The organism is Streptomyces sp. NPDC052301 (genome assembly GCF_044593395.1).
Lineage (GTDB): Bacteria > Actinomycetota > Actinomycetes > Streptomycetales > Streptomycetaceae > Streptomyces.
In genome coordinates this window covers 38,689-55,662 of the sequence record NZ_JBIUBE010000023.1, presented here as the reverse complement: position 1 = coordinate 55,662, position 16,974 = coordinate 38,689, and the positions used below count along the sequence as shown (strand labels likewise).

Below are 16,974 nucleotides of genomic sequence, written 5' to 3'. Positions count from 1 at the left end.
CGTCGCCGCGCCGGCCGGCCCGTCCGCCCTGCGAATGTGATCGTTCCGCCGATGCAGCGGACCACCGGCGCGGCAGCCATGGTGGCGCGGCTGTCTGGCGCCCCCGCCGGTCAGACGCGCCCGCTGTCCGCGCTCGCACTCACGGATCCTCCGTTGCGCGGTTGTCCGGCTTTTCCCGCCGCCCGGACTGCTCGCCGGCCGCTGCCGCGGACTGTGCGGCGGCCAGCTGTGCGGCGGCGTCGTCCAGGAGGGTGTCCAGGACGACCGGGTAGGCGCTGTGGGGCATGCGGGCGGCCAGTAGGCGGGCGGTCGCCGCGATGTGGGGGTAGGACTCCGCGGGGAGCCGGGCGTAGGTGGAGGTCCACATCTCCTCGTCCGTCGCGCGGGCCTCTTCGGCGAGAGCGAGTGCGCCGGCGTCGAGGGCGGCGAAGGCGAGGCTCAGGTCGATGAAGGCGTGGTAGAGGCGGACCGCGGTGGTGTCCGGGAAGCCGGCGGTGCGCAGGATGCCGAGGATCGTCTCGTCGACCGCGATCTCCCGGGGCCGGCCGGTGACCCGGCTCGTGGTCAGGGCAGCGGCCTGCGGGTGGGCGAGGTACGAGGAGTGGATGGCGAGCCCCAGGGCGCGCAGGTCGGCCCGCCACTCGCCGGTGGCCGACCAGTTGTCCAGCGCTTGCCCCATCAGCTCCTCGCCGATGGCGCGGGTGAGGTCGTCCATGCCGGCGAAGTAGCGGTACAGCGTGCTGGGGTCCGCACCGAGGGCGGTGCCGAGCCGGCGCGCGGTCAGGCCGGTGACGCCGTGCTCCCGCAGTACCCGCAGGGCGGTGTGCACGATGAGCCTCTCGGACAGCACGGTGCCCGCTCGGGTCGGCCGTCGTCTGCGTCGTGCCCCTTCCGGCACCACTTGCTTGGCCACGCGGACCACTCCCCCTCCTGGCCGGGACCACACACGCGTCGCCGAGACGGCGAACCCCTCGGCGCCGTGTCGGGCGACCTTATGCCAACACGGTTGACTCTACATGGCGCGGTCCCGTTGCATCAGGGCGTCTCGTGAAGGTGTGCTCCAGGAGAAAGGTGTGTGACATGCGAGTACTGCTCGTGGGCGCGGGCGGGGTCGGGACCGCTGTGACCCGGATCGCGGCCCGTCGCGGTTTCCTGACCCACATGGTCGTGGCCGACTACGACCTGACCCGGGCCGAGGCGGCCGTCGCCGCGCTGAAGGAGGACGGGGACCGGTTCAGCGCGCGGCGCCTGGACGCCTCCGACGAGGACGGCGTGCGCCGGCTGCTCACCGAGGAGCGCTGTGACGTCCTGCTGAACGCCACCGACCCACGGTTCGTGATGTCCCTGTTCCGTGCGGCACTCGCGGCGGGTGCGCACTACGTGGACATGGCGATGTCCCTGTCCGCCCCGCACCCTGAGCGCCCGTACGAGGTGTGCGGCGTCAAGCTCGGCGACGGACAGTTCGAGCTGGCGGACCGCTGGGAGGCCTCAGGCCGGCTGGCCCTGGTCGGCATGGGGGTGGAACCCGGTCTGTCCGACGTCTTCGCCCGGTACGCCGCAGACGAACTCTTCGACGAGATCGAGGAGATCGGCGTCCGCGACGGCGCGAACCTGACCGTCGAGGGCTATGGCTTCGCCCCCTCCTTCAGCATCTGGACCACCATCGAGGAGTGCCTGAACCCTCCGGTGGTCTACGAGAGGGACCGGGGCTGGTTCACCACCGCGCCGTTCAGCGAGCCGGAGGTCTTCGACTTCCCCGAGGGCATCGGCCCGGTCGAGTGCGTGAACGTGGAACACGAGGAGGTGCTGCTGATACCGCGCTGGGTGGACGCCCGCCGGGTGACGTTCAAGTACGGGCTGGGCGACGACTTCATCGCCAAGCTCAAGGTCCTGCACGAGCTGGGCCTGGACTCCACGGCGAGGGTCACCGTCCCCGGCGACGGCGGGCCCGTCCGGGTCTCCCCGCGTGACGTGGTCGCCGCCTGCCTGCCCGACCCGGCCACCCTCGGCGAGCGGATGACCGGCAAGACGTGCGCGGGCACCTGGGTGAAGGGCACCAAGGACGGCGCTCCGCGTGAGGTGTACCTCTACCACGTGGTCGACAACCAGTGGTCGATGCGCGAGTACGACTCCCAGGCCGTGGTCTGGCAGACCGCCGTCAACCCGGTCGTCGCCCTCGAACTGCTCGCCACCGGCGTCTGGACCGGCCAGGGGGTCCTCGGCGCCGAGGCCCTTCCGCCCCGCCCCTTCCTCGACCTGCTCACCGAGTACGGCTCACCGTGGGGCCTGCGCGAACAGGGCTGACACCGGCCGGGCGGCACAGCGCCCGGTTCGAGGGGGAAGGGGCCGGGCGTCCGGTCGCCGCGGACCCCGAGCCGACCCGGCCGTCCGCTCGCCTCGCTCGTTGTCCCAGGTGGCGGGCGGCTCGTGTCACGATCGGTGGCTCACCGGCGTGACCGGGTGGAACCGGTCGTCGGCTCCTCCCCCAGCTTCTCCTTCTCCGCTTTGAGCTTGCGCCATACCGTGCCGAGGGCCGCGATGTCGTGCTCGTCGAGGAGGTCGGTGAAGACCGGCGCCAGGACCTCACGGCGGGTGGCGTCGGCCTGCTCGAAGAGGCGGCGGCCGTCGGCGGTGAGCGAGACCTCGACGGACCGGGCGTCGCGGACCGATGGCGTACGGGTCACCAGTCCCCGGTTCTGCAGGGCGTCCACGACCCGGGAGACCTGGCTGCGGCTGAGCATGGTGCTGTTGCCGAGGACGGAGGCAGGCACGGGTTCGGGGCTGGACGCCAGCCACAGCATCACCTCGAACCAGGAGACAGGCAGATCGTGCGCCTTGATCAGGGCTCGGTCCACGCGCTCGGTCATCACGGTGCCCGCCCAGACCAGCCCGTAGAAGGCGTAGTCCGCGGCGGGCATCTCGGCCTGGGGCAGCTTCTTCGGCATGGATCGAGTATAGGCGAGTTGCGTGCGCACACACATAAAGCTATGTTGTGTGTGCACGCACATAACCGGCTGTGAAAGGCTCCGCCATGTCCACCACCCCCCGCACCGTCCTGATCACCGGAACCTCCTCCGGCATCGGCCTCGCCGCCGCCGTTGCCGCCGCCCGGGCGGGCTGGCGCACGGTCGCCACGCTCCGCGACACCACCCGCGCCGGCGCTCTGCGCGAGGCTGCCGCCGCAGCAGGCGTGGAGCTCGACATCCGGCAGCTCGACGTGACCGACGAGGCGTCCGTCACCGCCGCCGTCGACGGCGTGATCGCCGACTACGGCCGCCTGGACGCCGTCGTCAACAACGCGGGCGCCGGCCACCTGGGCACCCTGGAGAACGACTCCGTGGAAGACATCCGCAACGTGATGGAGGTGAACTTCTTCGGCGTACTGAGCGTCTCCAAGGCGGCGCTGCCGCACCTGCGCGCCACCGGCGGACGCCTGATCACCGTCACCAGCGTCGGCGGCGTCGTCGGCCAGCCGTTCAACGAGGCCTACTGCGCGGCCAAGTTCGCGGTCGAGGGCTACATGGAGAGCCTGGCTCCCGTCGCGCGGAGTCTGGGCGTCAGCGTCACCGTCGTGGAACCCGGGGCCGTGGCCACCGAGTTCGTGAACAACATCGGCGTCGACCTCGCCGCCGACATCGACGCCGGCCCGTACACCGCCGCCCTGCGCCGGTACATCGACCGCACCGCCAAGCAGTTCCTGGACGGCAGTGCCCAGACCCCGGCCGGGGCGGCGGAGGCGGTCATGGAGGCTCTCGACGCCGAGCGGCCCGCCTTCCGCATCCAGACCACCGACTGGGCCCGCGCCTTCGTCGGCACCAAGCTGGCCGACGTCGACGGCTCCGCGGTCCAGGGCCTCACCGGCACCTGGGTCGCCTGAGCGACCCCGCGCCCCGCCCAGTCCCGCGACACCCCGAACCGAGCAGAACAGCAGGCACTTCGGGGCGCGCGGTCCGCCGCTGGGCCGCCGTCGTCGACGCCGGCCCAGCCGCCGCTCCCCCGGCCACGTCCCCGTCGCAGGGCGTCGGGACCGCGCCTCGGGACCGCGAGGCCCTGCCGGCCTGGTCGGCCGCGGCGACGCACCAGCTACGGGACGCGTCGCGCGAGGCCGGCCCGGACCGCGGTTGCCGGACGTGGTGCGGTCCGTCGGAGCCGCCGCAGACCTACGGGGCCGTCGCCCCGCACCAGGTGCAGGAGGCCATCGGGCTCAGCCTGCCGCCTTGACGGTCAAGTCACCGTTCGTCGTCGACAGATCCAGGCGGTACTTGCCCGACGGATCGTTCTTGAACGCCACCTTCTTGTCGCCGTGGGCGTCGCTCGCCGAGATCCGGTACCTGGCGGCCGGCGCCGTGACCGTGAGGCCGCCGCTGGTCGTGTGGGCCTCGATGTCCTGCGGGGTGGCCACCTGGATCGTCACCTCGCCGTTCGACGTCCGGGTGTCGATGCCGTCGCCCTCGACTCCCTCGACGTCGACGTCACCGTTGGACGTGCGTAGCTTCACCGGGCCCGAAGCGTTGTTCACCGCGATCTCACCGTTGGTCGTGTGCACATCGACCGCGCCGACATCGGTCAGGGCGAGGTCGCCGTTGGACGTGCCTCCCGTCACCGGAAGACCGGCGGGCACTTTGACGACGTAGTCGACGCCGCAGTCCCGGCCGCAGCCGGAGAGCATCAGAACGCCGTTCTCGACGTGGAAGGACGTGCCACTCGGCTTGTCACCGCGGTAGTTGACCTTGCGGTGCACGGAGATCGTGGAGGCGTCCGCCGAGGCGGTCACCTTCACCCCTCCGTTGCCGCTGTCGAGACGGATCGAGGTCACTTTCTGAGGGACTTTCGCGTCGTCCTGGAAGGTCTTGTGATCGACGACGGAGCACGCGGAGAGCCCGCCGACGGCAAGGGCAGCCGAGGCCGCTGCTGTAAGGACACGTGTCTGTGGGCGTCGCATTGAGGGTCCCCCGTGTTGTGAATCCAGTTGATCTTCAGTCACCGGGATCCTATCGAGCCGCAGTTCCGCTTCCGATGGGGAAAACCCCCATGCGGGGCCCGTAGCGCTCGCCGGTTGTCCGCAGCGAGCGGGCGTCGCAGGGGCGTGGCTGAGCTTTTCGGCGTACCGTCTCAAGGGCATTGATCACCACCGCACGCTGCACAGGGCAAAACGGTTCGCACGGCGACGCTGGATCACGAAGGAGCTGGACGCTGATGGCGCTGATCGACGTCACTCGGGTCCGTCAGGAGACGGCAGGGGTGGAGCGCGTGGCCCATCTCAACAACGCGGGGTCCGCGCTGCCGCCCCGCCAGGTGGTCGACGCGGTGGTCGAACACCTCCGCCTGGAGGAGCAGATCGGCGGTTACGAGGCGGCCGCGGCGCAGTCCGAGCGGATCGAGCACACCTACGACGCGCTGGCGCGCCTGCTGGGCGCCGGCCGGGACGACATCGCGGTGGTGGAGAATGCCACCCGCGCCTGGGACATGGCCTTCTACTCGCTGCCGTGGACGGCCGGCGACCGGGTTCTGACGGCCCGTGCCGAGTACGCGAGCAACGCGATCGCATTCTTGCAGGTGGCCCGCCGCCACGGCATCCGCGTCGATGTGGTGCCCGACGACGAGCACGGCCGGCTCGACGTGGACGCGCTGCGCTCCATGATCGACGATCGGGTCAGGCTGATCGCGATCACGCATGTGCCGACCCAGGGTGGTCTGGTCAATCCGGCTGCCGACATCGGCAAGGTGGCCCGCGAGGCCGGTGTGCCGTTCCTGCTGGACGCCTGCCAGTCGGTCGGGCAGATGCCCCTCGACGTGGAAGAGATCGGCTGCGACCTGCTCAGCGGAACCGGCCGCAAGTTCCTGCGGGGCCCTCGTGGCACCGGCTTCCTGTACTGCTCCCCGCGCATCCGTGAGCGGCTGGAGCCGCCTTTCCTGGATCTTCATGCCGCCACCTGGACGTCACCGGACACCTACCAGGTCCGCTCGGACGCCCGCCGGTTCGAGAACTGGGAGACCTCTGTCGCGGGCAAGATCGGCCTGGGTGTCGCCGTCGACCACGCCCTCGACCTCGGCCTGGAGGCGATCGAGGATCGCGTCACCCAGCTCGCCGCGGCCCTGCGCACACGCCTCCGCGACGTGCCCGGCGTCCAGATCCGCGACCGGGGGGTCCAGCAGTGCGGCATCGTGACCTTCACGGTCGACGGCCACGACAGCCACGACATCGCCCGCGCTCTGCGCGCCGGCGGAATCAACGTCTCGGTCTCGGTCGTGGACTCCGCACGCTGGGACTTCGAACCCCGCGCCCTCACCTCGGTGGTCCGCGCCTCCCCGCACTACTACAACACGGACGCCGAGATCGACCGACTGCTCAGCGCCCTTCCCGCACCCGGGCGCGGTCTCCGGTGATCCCGTCGAGTGGACCGCAAGCGGTTCGGAACTGTGGCTTCCACCACTGCATCAAAGGTACGGGCCTGCTCAGCTGGCTCGATGTTGATCAACGTGATTCTTCGTGTCCTGCCGTTCTGGATCCGTGAACCCCTGCTGATCGCCGTCAGCCTCTTCTTCGCCGGCCTCGGCCTCTACTGGTTCGCCGTTGTGGGTGGTTGGCAAAGAGTCGTCGTGGGTCTGGTGTTTCTCGGCGTCGCGGTCCTGCGGGTCTTCGTCCTGCGCCGGGAGTGGAGCTCTCGTCCAAGAGCAGGCCAAGGCGCATGACGCCGCACCCGGGTGCGGCGACGACGGCGCGGTGCTCGTCACCCTCGCTGGGAATCCACCCCGAGCGTCCGGGCGACGCGGCGACGGGTAATCGGGTTGTCAGGGGCGGCGATCGAGGTGATAGCTTGCAGTCGACCGTGACACCGGCCGAGGAGGTGAGACCCATGAACGCTGTATCGACGTGGGTGCTCCCCCTTCCCATCACGGCCGGCGATTGACGTAAGTGTCGCCGGGAGCGCCTCGACAACAAGGCACTCCCGAAAGGCAACACCGATGCACTCTCTGCAGTTCACTGCCGAATCTTCCTCGAACGGCGTGGTCGAACGCGACTTCACCGTGGGCGGTGTCCCCGGCGTTCTCTGGTCGCCGGCCTCCAGTAGGTCCGATCGCGCGCCCCTGGTCCTGCTGGCCCACGGCGGCGGCAACCACAAGAAGCATCCGGCGATGTCCGGCCGTGCGCGGCTCCTGGTGACGGGCTGCGGCTTCCACGTCGCCGTCATCGACGCGCCCGGTCACGGCGACCGGCCGCGCACGGCACACGACGAGGCGGAAATCGCCGAGTTGTTCCGGGCGCGGGCGGCGGGCGAGCCGGAAGGGCCGATCGTCGTCCGCTACAACGCCCACCTGGCGGATCTCGCCGTACCCGAGTACCGGGCGACCCTGGACGCCCTCCAGGAACTCCCGGAGATCGGCACCGACGGGCCGGTCGGCTTCTGGGGCCTCAACATGGGCACCGCGATCGGCATACCGTTCGTCGCGATCGAACCCAGGATCACCGCCGCTGTCTTCGGCCAGCACTGGCCCCACGTCCTGGCCGAGAAGGCGAAGCAGATCACCGTCCCGATCGAGTTCGACCTGCAGTGGGACGACGAGCACATCTCGCGCGAGGAGGGTCTCGCGCTGTTCGACGCCTTCGCCTCGAAGGAGAAGACGCTGCACGTGAACTCGGGCAGGCACAAGGAACTGCCCAGATTCGAGGCCGACAGCGCGGTCCGGTTCTTCGCCCGGCACTTCGGCCGGCCGGTCGCCTCACCGGCCTGATGTGAGCGGTTGCGGCGTCCGGCGGGGCGCCGCAGCCGTGGCTCGGGGCGAGCCGGCGTAACCCCTGCGCACCGTAAGGGGGCCGACCGGGTCGTGGCGACGGCCCGTCCGGGAAATACCCTCCTCGAGTCGAGTACATCCGGGACCATGAAGCATGCGCCCGGACGACTGGCACTTCACCGAAGACGTCGACGACTTGCTCGCCCGAGCCGGGGACTTCCTGCGTTCGCGCCCGGCCCTGCACAACACTCCGCTGACCACGATCGAGAGACTGCGGACACGCGGGGCGGACGCGTACGGCAGCGAAGCCACCGTCTTCGGCCTACTGGAGTCAGAGGGCGAGGTCCGCGCCGTCGGTTACCGCCTTCCGACCCACCGCCTGACCCTCACCACCTTCTCCCCCGAGCATGCCGACACCCTCGCCGCCCACCTGGCAGGTCTCGGCCACCCGCTCTCCGGCGTCACCGCGGACCACGACACCGCCACCGCCTTCGCCGAGGCGTGGCACCGGCACACGGGCTCTGCGCCGGTGGCCGACTGGCGGGGCCGTCTCCACCGTCTCGGCACGCTCACCCCACCGGAGCCACGCCCCGACGGCCGAGGTCGGGTCATGGACGTACAGGACCGTGAGCAAGTCATCGCCTGGTGCAACGAGTTCGCCGCCTCCGTCGGAGAGGCTTCCTCCATGGACGCCGAGGCGTGGACCCGGTCGCGCTTCGGCGACAAACACTTCACGTTCTGGGAGACCCCGGACGGTACTCCCGTCTCCATGGCGGGCTCGACGTCGATGGTCGGTGGCATGGTCCGGGTGGACCCCGTCTACACCCCGGCCCACCTCCGAGGTCGCGGCTACGCGGGCGCCGTGACGGTCGAGGTGAGCCGAGCCGCGCTGACCGCAGGCGCGACGGACGTGGTCCTGTTCACGAACCCCGCCAACCCCACCAGCAACGCCCTTTATCAGCGCATCGGATACGTCCCGGTCACGGACTTCTCCGGGTACCGCTTTTCCCACGACGCATCAAAGCCTCATCAGTCGCACGGGGAAGGCTGAGTCCGCGGAGCGGCTCCGAGCCGGGTGAGGGGAGAGGAACAGCGGCCACAGCAACGACGGATGTGGGGCCGTGGCTCCTCAGCGCAGTACGGCCGCCAGCAGGTCGGAGCCCAGCGCAGTCAGGTCGGGGAGGTTGAGGGTGTGACGGACGTATCGGCCCTGCCGCCGGGCCGTGAGCAGGCCCGCGCGGCGCAGGACAGCGAGGTGACGGGACACCTCCGGGGGTGAAAGTTCCCAGAAGTGGGCCAGTTCACCGGTGGTGTGCGGGCCGCGGGCCAGGGTGCGCAGCAGTCGCAGTCGTACCGGATGTGCGAGTGCTTCCAGCCGGAGGGTGACCGTCTCCAGCGACACCGGCTCCGACGGACTCGGCTCGGCCACGGGGTACTGCACCACCGGCTGCCACCCGGGCGCATGGACCGCCACCAGGTGCGGACGGCCGAAGACAGTGGGGATGAAGGTGACTCCGGCGCCGTGGGCGGTGGTCGCCTTGTCCTGCACCTTGTCCACGATGATGCAGTCGCCGTCCGGTGCCAGGGTGACCGCGCCGGAGACCGATGCGAGCGCCGCCCCGATGCCCTGGCGCCGCAACAGGTCGTTCTTCAGGCGCAGGTCGGTGGCGAGTTGTACGGCGACACCCGCCCAGGCGGCGTCGAAGAAGGCCTCCGCGCACTGTTCGAGGGTGTGGCGCACCCGCGCCCGCACCGCTGCCGGGTCCGCGAGGAGCCGCTCCGCGAAGGCCTCCTGCAGCGGGCCGCGGGCCTGGGCCACGTCCAGGGCCCGCTCCCGCGCAGTCGCGTCGGTGAGCGGCGACCGTGCGTTGAAGTGCAACCGGCTGGCGCCGCACGTGGTGACGAGCGCGGCGGTCACATACGTCTCGTCGTCGATCCGGTCCACGTCGTCCAACTCCTCGGCGAGGGTCGGCCGAGGCCGGGCCGGAATCATGAAGTCGGCCTGTGAGGAACGCCAGAGGAACTCCGCCTCCCGCAGCCGTTCCGCCAGCTCGGGCCGCAGCCCGGCCCAGACGTCCCCGGCCCAGCCGCCGTGCTGCGGATGGTGCCCGGGCTCGGCGAGCACGTGCAGCATCGCGGTCAGCTCGGCCAGTGGTGAGGCGGCGAACCGCAGCCGCTCGGACGGCGGGCCGCTGATGTCGATGCGAAGCGTCATCCACTCATCATCGCTGGCCGGGCGACCGGCGGTGGCGTCGGTTGACGGTCTCCGTCAACCCACGTGCCCCGCGCGGTGGGCGAACGCAGCGTGGGCGCCATGGCAACCACCCTCAGGCTCCAGCGCCGTACCCTCGTCCGTGCCTCCGGAGGCCCCCGCTATGCCGTCGCCCTCACCGTTGATGCGCTCGGCACCGGTCTGCTGCGGCCCTTTCTGCTGCTCTACGGGGTGACGGTGCTGAGGCTGTCCGCGCCGGTCACCGGCACCGCCATGACGGTCGGCGTCGTCGCGGGTCTGGTGTGCATGCCCTCGGTCGGCCGATGGCTGGACCGGGGTGCACGCAGCACGGTCGTGGCGGCGTCGATGCTGGTGCGGGTGCTGGGCGTCGCCCTGTTGCTGGCAGCGCCGGTCGAGCACGTCTGGCTGTTCGTGGCGGCGGCCCTCTTCCTCGGGATCGGCAACCAGGCATGGCCCGCCGCCCACGCCGCCCTCGTGGCCACGGTCGCCCACGGTCGGGAGCGCGACGCGGCCCTCGCGGCGGGCCGCGCCGTGCGCAACGCCGGCCTCGGCGTCGGCGCACTCATCGCCACCGTCTGCCTGGCAGGCGGCACCACCGGGTTGCGGGCGCTGGCCGCCGTCACCGGGCTCGCCTATCTCGCCGCGGCGGCCTTGGCGTGGTCGGTCCACCTGCGCGCCCATCCGGCCGCCGCCCCGGCCGAGGACGGGGACGCCGCTCCCGCACCACGGATGCGCGTGCTGCTGGCCGCCAACGTGGTCTACGTCTTCTGCCTCAACATCCCCGAAGTCGCGCTCCCGCTGATCCTGGTGACGCGGTTGCACGCCTCCTCCGTGTGGTCGGCAGCGATCTTCGTGGCCAACACGGTGCTGGTGGTCATCCTGCAGGTGCCGGTCACCGTGCTGATGTCGCGCTTCTCCCGGCAGGCGGTGCTGGCTCTGTCCGGCGTCGTACTCGCGGCGTCCTACCTGGGCTTCCTCGCGGCCACCTCGTTGGGAGACGGCTGGGGCGCCCCGGCCGTCGCCGCGGTGTCCGTGGCCTGCACCATCGGGGAGATCCTCTATGCCGGCAGCGCCACCGCGCTCGTCACCGCGCTCTCCCCGGCGCATGTCCTGGGACGCGCCCTCGCCCGCTTCGGGCTGTCCACGGGCTTCGGCCTCGCCGTCTCCCCCGCGGTCATCACCACGCTCGCACCCTACGGCCCGACCGCCCTCTGGGGCAGCCTGGCCGCTGCGACACTGCTCTCCGCCTCCGCCGTCGCCACCGAGAAGAGTCAGGAAGCCCAGTCCAGCCGTGGCTGCCGACGGGCGAGTTGGAGGCCGCGGGGGTCAGCGGCCCGGGTGCGATCGTGATCGCGAGCCACGATCGCCGGCCGCGCCGCCGCCGGCAGGGCCGACAGCTGCGGCTGGAGCCGGAAGGGCGGCAGCGGGAGGGCCGCGGCCCGTCCGCGAGGGTAGGCTTCGGCGACACCGGCTCGACCAGTGACGAGCCTTGCGCCGCACCCTAGTCACCTGTCAAGATGGTGATGTGAATCTTGACCACGTCTTCGTGTGCGGGCACCCGGCGCTCGACTTCGCGGCCACTCTTCGCGCCCGGCGCTCGACCCGGTTCGAGATGTTCGCGACGCCGGACCGGCTCACCGCCTGGTACCTGGAGTCCGGGCTCGTGGACGTGATCACACCCGGCGAGGAGGACGACGTCCGGCAGGCGATCGCGGTGCGCGAGGCCGTCTACCGGCTCGTCACCGACCGCCGCCTCGGCGAGGAGTTCGACCGGACGGCCCTCGCGGTGCTCAACGCCGCCGCGCGCCACGCCCCGGCGACACCGCAACTCACCCTGGCGGGCCGGCACACCGACGCGACGCCCGGGCAGGCCCTGGCGACCATCGCCCGGCAGGCCGTCGAACTGCTCAGCGGCCCGGACGTCCCCCTGCTCAAGGAGTGCGGCAACCCCGAGTGCACGCGCGTCTACATCGACCGCTCCCGGGGCATGCGGCGACAGTGGTGCGGCATGGAGTCCTGCGGCAACAAGATCAAGGCGGCGGCCTACCGCGCCCGCAAGAAGACGGCGCCCGCCGCGGCCGGGAACTGACCCGGCGTCCACCGGCATTCCGGGCTGCCGGGCACCTCGACAGCCGGCCGCCGGTACGGGCGCGTAGCCAACTCCTCCCGCAACCCCCGTGCCGGGCAAGACTCTTCACGGCCGCCGAGCAGCCGGAGGGGAAATCCACGGGCGAGGGCCGGCGCGCGTCGCCCTGCGCACCGGCCCGTACATGCACCGCCTTGACGGCGGCGGCCCCATCCCGCCGCAGCTGCCTACAGCCCCAGGTCGAGGGCGAGGCACGAGTAGTACTTCCATGACCCCTCGGGGTCGTACGAGCTCTCGGCCCCGCCCGGAGCGGCCACCACCTCTTCGGTCATGTCCTCGAAGCGGATGGGCTCGGGGAGGCTGCCGTAGCGTGCGCGCCGCACCGCCGCCGCAGCGGCGTCCGCCGCGAGTTCCTTGTTCATGGCCACACTCCGCTTCATCGATCTTGTGGTTGCCGAGTGGATCGCGTCCTGTCGTCACGTTCGGGCAGTCATCAGCATGCACCCTCCTTCGTCACCGGTCAAGGGGGTGACGAATGGCTGGGGTGCCGCCGGACGGCCCGGCGGCCGTCACACGGTGTTGGTCTTGTACTCGGTGGAGGCGCCGGGGCCCACCACGCCGCATTCGCGGCCGATGCCGCCGGCCTTGAAGCCGCCGAACGGGCCGTTGAAGGCGACGGGAGCGCCGTTGACCGTGACGGTGCCGGTGCGGATGCGGCGGGCGGCCTCCAGGGCGTGGGCCTCGTCGGAGGACCGGACACCGCCGGACAGGCCGTACGGGGAGTCGTTGGCGCTCCGCACGGCGTCGTCCTCGTCCTCGCAGGCGATGACGGCCAGGACCGGGCCGAAGATCTCCTCCTGCGCGACGCGCATCGACTTATCGACGTCGGCGAAGACGGTGGGGGGTGACGTAGGTGCCCTTCTCCAGGCCCACGGGGATCTGCGGGCCGCCCGCGACCAGGCGGGCACCCTCCTCGATGCCGAGCCGGATGCGGGCGCGCACCCGCTGCTGCTGGTCGGGGCGGATCATCGGGCCGATGAAGGTGTCGGGGTCGCTCGGGTCACCCACCTTCACCGACTCGACCAGTTCCTTCAGCGCCGCCACGACCTCCTCGTACCGGCTGCGCGGCGCGCGTATCCTGGTCTGGGTGATGCACGACTCGCCGGACGCGTGGCGGGTGAGCAACCGTCAGAGAGCCTTGCGCATGCGCACGCACATCGTCTCGTGCCGACGGATCGCCCCGTCGGGTCCCTCCTCGTCCCAGGCGTCCGGCTCGCGGCCGTAAGCGGTGTAGCCCAGGCGTTCGTACAGGGCACGAGCTCGCGGATTGCTCTCCTCCACGGCGAGTTCGGCCCTGCGCAGACCGCGATCCCGGATCCGCCGCTCGGCGGCCCGGATCAGCAGGGTTCCCAGGCCGCAGGATTGCAGCGCGGGATGCACGGCAAGCTGCCACAAGGTCCCGGCACTGTGCGAGACCGTGTAGTCGATGCCGCCGACGGCCACCGGCAGATTCGCGGGGCCACACACGGCCAGGTAGTCCACCTCACCTGTCGCGGCGCGCGCCAGCTCACGCTCGACGTGGCGGAGGTGGGTGGCCGAGCCGGACCAGGCGCACGCGGGCAGGTCCCGGGGCAGCAGGTCACGCACGCTCACCGGCAGGACGACGGTGGCAGCGGTGGATCCCTCTTCGGCGTTCATGGGCGACCCGGCAGTGGTCCGGTCACCGGTTGTGCAGCCAGATCCGCAGCGAACCGATCGGCTCGAAGCCATGGCGGACGGCCGCGGCCAGGTCGTCGCCCTGCTCGTAGCCGACCACCGGCAGGGTGGGGAACAGCGCCTGCACAGCGTCCAGGACGATCGGCCAGGCCGCGTCGGAGCCGCCGTCGAGCGCGAAGACATTGGAGATGCCGACCACTTCGTCGCTGCGGCTCGCCACCGCGCCGGCGATCACGCGGCCGTCGGGGGACAGTCCGGTGAGCACGAAGGTGGCGGGGTCGTCGAGCAGTCGGGGCCGGAAGAGGTCCGCGTTGCCCTGCCCGTGGTCCCAGGCGAGCGCCCAGGCGTGCAGCGCGCCCGGGTCGTCCGCCACGGACCAGGCGAATTCCGACGCGGGGGCGGGCGCACTCGCCGGGCGGTGGATCCACTGCGCCTCGAACAGCACGTGGAAGCCGGCCCCCGTCAGATCGAGGTCGGCGAAACTGTCCTTGATCGAAGCACCGGGCGCGGCGGTGTCGATACGGGAGGCCAGCGCGGTCGCGTCGGCGTCCGGCACCAGGGTCACCGCATCGGGGTAGTAGAGCGGCGTGCGGGAGGGAGCCACCCAGGCCTGTGCTCCGAACTCGCCCTCGACGCCATGGGATCGGCTCATCGCCGCACACCACTCGGCGTTGTTGCGGGAGGCGGCCCGGACCATCCTCTGCGTCACAGTCGTCACGAGTGGCGATCATGACAGTCCCCGCCTGACCCGTCGAACCGTTTTCCGTCCACTCCTCGGGCGGGGCGTGTCCCACGACAACTCCTAGGCGCCCGCGGAACGTCGGCTCAGGACGGGCTCGGCCAGCAGTCTCGCCATCGCGCAGAGGGTCTGGCCGTGCCGGGCGAAAAGCTCGTCGCGCGAGTCGAAGTGACCGAGGTCGGCCAGGACGTAGGCCGAGAGATCGCAGGCGCCGCCGACAGGGCAGACCGTCGCGCCGTCCCAGTCGATCGCCGTCCTGGACAAGGCCTCGAAGAGCGTCTCCGCGCCGGCGTTGGTGAAGCCGCCACCCCTGTCCTCGCTCAGCTCGTCGAGACCGCCGAAGAGTTCCGAGACGGTCAACCAGGGTGCGGCGAGGGAGTCGGTCGGCGACAGCCCGTCCAGGAGGAACTCCGGCCAGGCGAGCACGACTTGGTGCGGGACGAACCGATGAAGCCGCGGGAAGCGCGGATACCAGAACCTCCCGTCCACCAGCAGGCCGCGCACCCGCGTGGCCACCCCGGATGCCCGCGCCACCGACTCCAGTACCGCCAGCCGCTGACTGCACGAGCCGCGGCGGCGGCGAAGCACCTCCGACACGGGTCGCTCGTCGTCGACCGAGTACACCGGCTGCACAGCTTCAGCGATCCAGTGATGGGCCCGGCGCAAGGCTGCTGTCCGGTCGGCGGGAGCCGAGGCCTCCCCCGAGTCCCCCCGGACATCGAGCCGTCGGAGCAATGAGGAGACGTTCGGATGCCGCCAGTCGAGAATCCGCGTCGGAGCCGTGCTCCCCGCAGCCGTTCCCCTGTCGGCCGTGCGCAGACGGACGCGGCTTCGCGGCGTGAGGAGCGAACTCGTCATGACTGTGGTCCTCTCGCCCGGCGTCCTCCAGATGGCTGGACTCATCGTGGCAGGAAATTTGAACACGTTCAAGTGAGTGGCCCCCCGACGAGCCCATGCCCACCTGCGCCTCCGCCCGGCAGCCCGGCCGAGGGACGGACCCCCGGCCGGTTCCTTCCGCTAGGCCCTGTACCGGTAGCAGATCCGGCCGCGGGTGAGGTCGTAGGGGCTGAGTTCCACGAGCACCCGGTCGTACGGGAGGATCCTGATGTAGTTCTTCCGGATCTTCCCGCTGATGTGGGCGAGCACCGAGTGCCCGTTCTGGAGCTCCACCCTGAAGGTGGCATTGCGCAGGCACTCGGTGACGGTGCCCTCGACTTCTATGCCCCGTGATGCTTTCGTCATGATGTCTCACATTTCTGTTCTGTGACGGTGTAGTAGCGGCGAAGGCGATACGCCGTCGGGCGCGGTGCGGTCCCGGGGAGCGTCAGCGGTGGACGAACTCCAGGGTGCTGCCCGCTCGTCGCGCGCCGATGCCCTCGAACACGGCGGTGGCGGCCGCGTTGGACTCGTTCACCTCGGCCCATGCCGATGCGGTTCCAGAACGGTGCAGCGAACCCAGCGCGTGGGCCAGCAACGCGCGGGCGATGCCGCGGCGGTGCCTGTCGCCCCGGACGGCGATCAGCCCGATCCGCGGCTGCCGGAGCAGCGGCGCCACCCGGATCAGCCCCACGTACTGGTCCAGTTGCCGTGCCACCGCGTACTTCGACGCGTCGAGCAGGGTGGTGCCCGCCGGTCGGGGCAGCACCTCGGCCGGCATGGTCCGCCAGCCGACCGTGGCCTCGACCTCGTCGCGGATGATGCGGTCCAGGGCGCGCAACGGGCCCTCGTCCGCCGCCCCGGCGGGCACGATCGTCACGTCCGAAGGGGGCCGTACCGCACCGAGCCCGGTGACCTGCGGGTCGGTGGGCACGAGATAGCCCCACTCACGGCGCGCGGCGGTGAACCCGGCCCGTTCCCAAGCGGACGCCGAGTCCCGGTCGGCCTCGTCGACCACGGCGTACAACGGTGTCGGCAGGTCCGTCAGCATCGCGTCGGCGATACGATCGAAGACGGCGCCGTGCCACGCGTCGACGCTGATGAACAGTCGTCCGTCGGGGCGGCGCGAAATGTCACCGCGGCCGACCACCTGGTCGTCCTCCACGGCGTGCCACTGCAGCTCGGAAACCCGCGTGACCACCACCGCGTGGTTGCCCGCGCCCGAAGTGGAATGCAGAAAGTCCATGGGTGTTGCCTTTCAGGAGTGCCCTGCCAGAGGCGCTCCCGGCGACACCTACGTCAATCGCCCACCGTGACGACATGGGGGAGCACCCACACGCATACAGCCTTCATGGGTGTCACCTCCTCGTGTTCTCTCACGGCTGCCCGCACAGTACCCAATGCGGGACCGTCGGCTCAACTCATTTGCCGTCAACGGCCTTTCGCCGACCATGGAGATCGACGAGCATCGGGGCGCGCGGCGCCGCGGACTCGAGCCGGCCGGCGTCCAGGTGCGCCGACCACCCGGACACGGGACTGTGTTCTTGCCGCTCTTGCCAAAAGGATCTTGCTCGTGGATGATCGCGCCCG

The 16,974-nt window shown here is 71.0% G+C and carries 18 protein-coding genes and 1 pseudogene; 8 read left to right on the top strand and 11 right to left on the bottom strand.

Going from position 1 to position 16,974, the window contains the following annotated elements; translation table 11 throughout:
- Positions 1–139: 139 nt before the first annotated feature.
- The gene (locus ACIHEJ_RS38550; protein ID WP_400142520.1) at positions 140–913 is read right to left on the bottom strand and encodes a TetR/AcrR family transcriptional regulator; all 774 of its coding nucleotides are present in this window, start codon (positions 911–913) and stop codon (positions 140–142) included.
- 167 nt (positions 914–1,080) lie between these two features.
- Between ACIHEJ_RS38550 and ACIHEJ_RS38545 the strand changes: the two genes are divergently transcribed.
- A complete protein-coding gene (locus tag ACIHEJ_RS38545) occupies positions 1,081–2,304 on the top strand; it encodes a saccharopine dehydrogenase family protein (RefSeq protein ID WP_400142519.1) in 1,224 nt (407 codons plus the stop codon).
- Positions 2,305–2,444: 140 nt separating this feature from the next.
- Here ACIHEJ_RS38545 and ACIHEJ_RS38540 read toward each other — a convergent pair whose 3' ends face one another.
- A complete protein-coding gene (locus tag ACIHEJ_RS38540; protein ID WP_400142518.1) occupies positions 2,445–2,945 on the bottom strand; it encodes a MarR family winged helix-turn-helix transcriptional regulator in 501 nt (166 codons plus the stop codon).
- Between the two features lie 86 nt (positions 2,946–3,031).
- On the opposite strand from ACIHEJ_RS38540, the gene ACIHEJ_RS38535 reads away from it, so the two are divergent.
- Positions 3,032–3,877 carry an SDR family NAD(P)-dependent oxidoreductase gene (locus ACIHEJ_RS38535; RefSeq protein ID WP_400142517.1) on the top strand — a complete coding sequence of 282 codons (846 nt, stop codon included), beginning with the start codon at positions 3,032–3,034 and terminating at the stop codon, positions 3,875–3,877.
- 327 nt (positions 3,878–4,204) lie between these two features.
- Here the strand turns inward: ACIHEJ_RS38535 and ACIHEJ_RS38530 are convergent, their stop codons facing one another.
- The gene (locus tag ACIHEJ_RS38530) at positions 4,205–4,942 is read right to left on the bottom strand and encodes a DUF4097 family beta strand repeat-containing protein (RefSeq protein WP_400142516.1); all 738 of its coding nucleotides are present in this window, start codon (positions 4,940–4,942) and stop codon (positions 4,205–4,207) included.
- 254 nt (positions 4,943–5,196) lie between these two features.
- Between ACIHEJ_RS38530 and ACIHEJ_RS38525 the strand changes: the two genes are divergently transcribed.
- From ACIHEJ_RS38525 to ACIHEJ_RS38510, 4 genes are all read left to right on the top strand, one after another.
- The gene (locus ACIHEJ_RS38525) at positions 5,197–6,387 is read left to right on the top strand and encodes an aminotransferase class V-fold PLP-dependent enzyme (RefSeq protein ID WP_400142515.1); all 1,191 of its coding nucleotides are present in this window, start codon (positions 5,197–5,199) and stop codon (positions 6,385–6,387) included.
- A gap of 81 nt (positions 6,388–6,468) precedes the next feature.
- Positions 6,469–6,693, top strand: coding sequence for a hypothetical protein (locus ACIHEJ_RS38520; RefSeq protein ID WP_400142514.1), 225 nt, complete (start codon positions 6,469–6,471; stop codon positions 6,691–6,693).
- A 273-nt stretch (positions 6,694–6,966) separates the two neighbouring features.
- Complete coding sequence (locus ACIHEJ_RS38515; RefSeq protein ID WP_400142513.1) at positions 6,967–7,734, top strand: alpha/beta hydrolase; 768 nt, start codon at positions 6,967–6,969, stop codon at positions 7,732–7,734.
- 154 nt (positions 7,735–7,888) lie between these two features.
- Positions 7,889–8,785: a GNAT family N-acetyltransferase gene (locus ACIHEJ_RS38510; RefSeq protein ID WP_400142512.1), complete on the top strand. Its 897-nt coding sequence runs from the start codon at positions 7,889–7,891 to the stop codon at positions 8,783–8,785.
- A 78-nt stretch (positions 8,786–8,863) separates the two neighbouring features.
- Here the strand turns inward: ACIHEJ_RS38510 and ACIHEJ_RS38505 are convergent, their stop codons facing one another.
- Positions 8,864–9,949, bottom strand: a complete 1,086-nt coding sequence (locus tag ACIHEJ_RS38505; RefSeq protein ID WP_400142511.1) for a DUF5937 family protein — start codon at positions 9,947–9,949, stop codon at positions 8,864–8,866.
- A 99-nt stretch (positions 9,950–10,048) separates the two neighbouring features.
- Here ACIHEJ_RS38505 and ACIHEJ_RS38500 point away from each other — a divergent pair, with 99 nt between their 5' ends.
- Both ACIHEJ_RS38500 and ACIHEJ_RS38495 read left to right on the top strand, forming a co-directional pair.
- Entirely contained in the window at positions 10,049–11,317 is a 1,269-nt protein-coding gene (locus ACIHEJ_RS38500; protein WP_400142510.1) for an MFS transporter, read from the top strand.
- A 175-nt stretch (positions 11,318–11,492) separates the two neighbouring features.
- Complete coding sequence (locus ACIHEJ_RS38495) at positions 11,493–12,056, top strand: CGNR zinc finger domain-containing protein (RefSeq protein ID WP_400142509.1); 564 nt, start codon at positions 11,493–11,495, stop codon at positions 12,054–12,056.
- A 224-nt stretch (positions 12,057–12,280) separates the two neighbouring features.
- Here the strand turns inward: ACIHEJ_RS38495 and ACIHEJ_RS38490 are convergent, their stop codons facing one another.
- From ACIHEJ_RS38490 to ACIHEJ_RS38460, 7 genes and pseudogenes are all read right to left on the bottom strand, one after another.
- On the bottom strand, positions 12,281–12,475 hold the full coding sequence (locus ACIHEJ_RS38490) for a hypothetical protein (protein WP_400142508.1): 195 nt from the start codon (positions 12,473–12,475) through the stop codon (positions 12,281–12,283).
- 147 nt (positions 12,476–12,622) lie between these two features.
- Positions 12,623–13,220 (bottom strand): annotated as a pseudogene (locus ACIHEJ_RS38485) (aldehyde dehydrogenase family protein); the annotation flags it as partial.
- Between the two features lie 21 nt (positions 13,221–13,241).
- Positions 13,242–13,751, bottom strand: a complete 510-nt coding sequence (locus ACIHEJ_RS38480) for a GNAT family N-acetyltransferase (RefSeq protein ID WP_400142507.1) — start codon at positions 13,749–13,751, stop codon at positions 13,242–13,244.
- A 22-nt stretch (positions 13,752–13,773) separates the two neighbouring features.
- Positions 13,774–14,466 carry a hypothetical protein gene (locus ACIHEJ_RS38475; RefSeq protein WP_400142556.1) on the bottom strand — a complete coding sequence of 231 codons (693 nt, stop codon included), beginning with the start codon at positions 14,464–14,466 and terminating at the stop codon, positions 13,774–13,776.
- 105 nt (positions 14,467–14,571) lie between these two features.
- Positions 14,572–15,366 (bottom strand): transglutaminase domain-containing protein, encoded by a 795-nt coding sequence (locus ACIHEJ_RS38470; RefSeq protein WP_400142506.1) that lies wholly within the window; start codon positions 15,364–15,366, stop codon positions 14,572–14,574.
- Between the two features lie 159 nt (positions 15,367–15,525).
- Positions 15,526–15,750: a translation initiation factor IF-1 gene (infA, locus tag ACIHEJ_RS38465; RefSeq protein ID WP_400142505.1), complete on the bottom strand. Its 225-nt coding sequence runs from the start codon at positions 15,748–15,750 to the stop codon at positions 15,526–15,528.
- A gap of 82 nt (positions 15,751–15,832) precedes the next feature.
- Positions 15,833–16,630 carry a GNAT family N-acetyltransferase gene (locus ACIHEJ_RS38460; RefSeq protein ID WP_400142504.1) on the bottom strand — a complete coding sequence of 266 codons (798 nt, stop codon included), beginning with the start codon at positions 16,628–16,630 and terminating at the stop codon, positions 15,833–15,835.
- Between the last annotated feature and the right edge of the window lie 344 nt (positions 16,631–16,974).